This window comes from Kocuria atrinae C3-8 (genome assembly GCF_000286355.1).
Lineage (GTDB): Bacteria > Actinomycetota > Actinomycetes > Actinomycetales > Micrococcaceae > Kocuria > Kocuria atrinae_A.
Genome location: NZ_AJXN01000189.1, coordinates 1 through 1,493, shown reverse-complemented (window position 1 = coordinate 1,493; position 1,493 = coordinate 1). Strand labels below are relative to the sequence as shown.

2 protein-coding genes are annotated in these 1,493 nt (G+C 63.2%); both read left to right on the top strand.

All coding sequences use genetic code 11. From position 1 onward, the window contains the following. Positions 1-83: 83 nt before the first annotated feature. A complete protein-coding gene (locus YO9_RS20270; RefSeq protein WP_262925729.1) occupies positions 84-650 on the top strand; it encodes an MFS transporter in 567 nt (188 codons plus the stop codon). Beyond that, positions 647-1,441, top strand: a complete 795-nt coding sequence (locus YO9_RS0115560) for an MFS transporter (RefSeq protein WP_016998325.1) — start codon at positions 647-649, stop codon at positions 1,439-1,441. Before YO9_RS20270 ends, YO9_RS0115560 begins: the two co-directional genes overlap by 4 nt. Positions 1,442-1,493 lie beyond the last annotated feature (52 nt).

Genomic DNA, 1,493 nt, shown 5'->3' with positions numbered 1-1,493 from the left:
TCGGTGGATCAAGGCTAAGTTCCGGCGGTGCCGGTCTCATCGCGTGACCGGTTGGTCTTGATAAGAACAATAGGGAGCACAGCATGGATACCACCACGGAAACAGCCACCAGACCACCTCAAGGGATGACACCACGCCACTGGATGGTCGCGGCCGGTGGCTTCATGATCATGATTGCGGCATCCGTGGTGCTGTCCGGTTTGTCTTTGCTGCACCCGTTCATCGTGGGTGACATGTTCACGGACGAAACCGGCAACCCCGCCAACGGCGGCCAGCCGGCGTTCCTCATCTACTTCACGGTTCTGACCATCACCATTGTGGTGACCATGATGTTCGCTGCCGGCCCTTTGATCGCCAAGTTCGGTCCCCGCGTGATGCTGGGCGTGGGCTCGTGCATCATGGGCCTGGGTGTACTGCTGTTCTCCTTCGCGCCCAACCCGTTCATGTTCTATGTGGCCGGCGCAGTGATCGGCATGGGCTACGGACTCTCCCAGGCACCCATTCCTCCGGTCATCACCACGTCCTGGTTCGAGGCCAAGCGCGGTCTGGTCCTGGGCATCGTGCTTTCCGGTTCCGGCGTGGGCGGTCTGCTGTGGTCCATCCTGAGCCCGCGCATGGCAGAGTCCCTGGCTGGCGCCCCACCATCATGACCATGGCCATCGTTCTGGTTACGCTCTCCTTGATCGCCACCGTGTTCCTGGTGCGCAATACTCCCGCCGACGTGGGCCTACTCCCCTACGGCGCGGTGCCCGGCGAGAATGAAGAAGCCCGCAGCCAGGACCCCACCAAGCTCCCCGGTTTCGTGCTCCGCGACGCCCTGCGCAGCCCCTGGTTCTGGCTCCTGGCCTTGGCGTTCGTGTTGATCGGCATGATCGTGTCCGTGACGCAGGTGCTGGCCATTCTGCTGAAGGTCTACACCGGCGAGAACATCTCCGCGTTCAGCTTGTTGCTGGCCACGTGGACGTTCACCCTGATCCTGTGGAAGCCGTTGCTGGGCATCATCAACGACAAGATCGGTGTGATCTGGATGATGACCATCACGCTGGGTCTGATGGCGGTGGGCTTCCTGTACCTGCCGCAGATGTCCACGGCCGCCACCGGTTTCGGTGCGATGGCCATGGCTTTGCCGCTGATGGCCATGGTGTGCATGTCCGCCGGTGTCTCCAACGCCACGGTGGCCCCGCCGTTGGTGCTGCGCCAGTCGGTGGGTGCTCGCGACTACAGCAAGCTGCTCTCCCTGGGCCTGTCCTTCTACTACATCGGCAATGCCTTGGGCGCTCCCCTGTGGGGCACCATCCAGACGGTCACCGGCAACTACAACCTGGGCCTCTACGCCGCCCCGATCATCCTGGCGGTCATCGTGATCTTCGCCTTGCTCGCGGCCAAGAACGGCCCCAAGCAGTGGACCAATCCGGCGCCCACTACTGGCAAGACCCTCTAGGACTCCACCATTGCCGACGGCGCCCGGTCGCCTCCCACGCGGAGGTGACCGG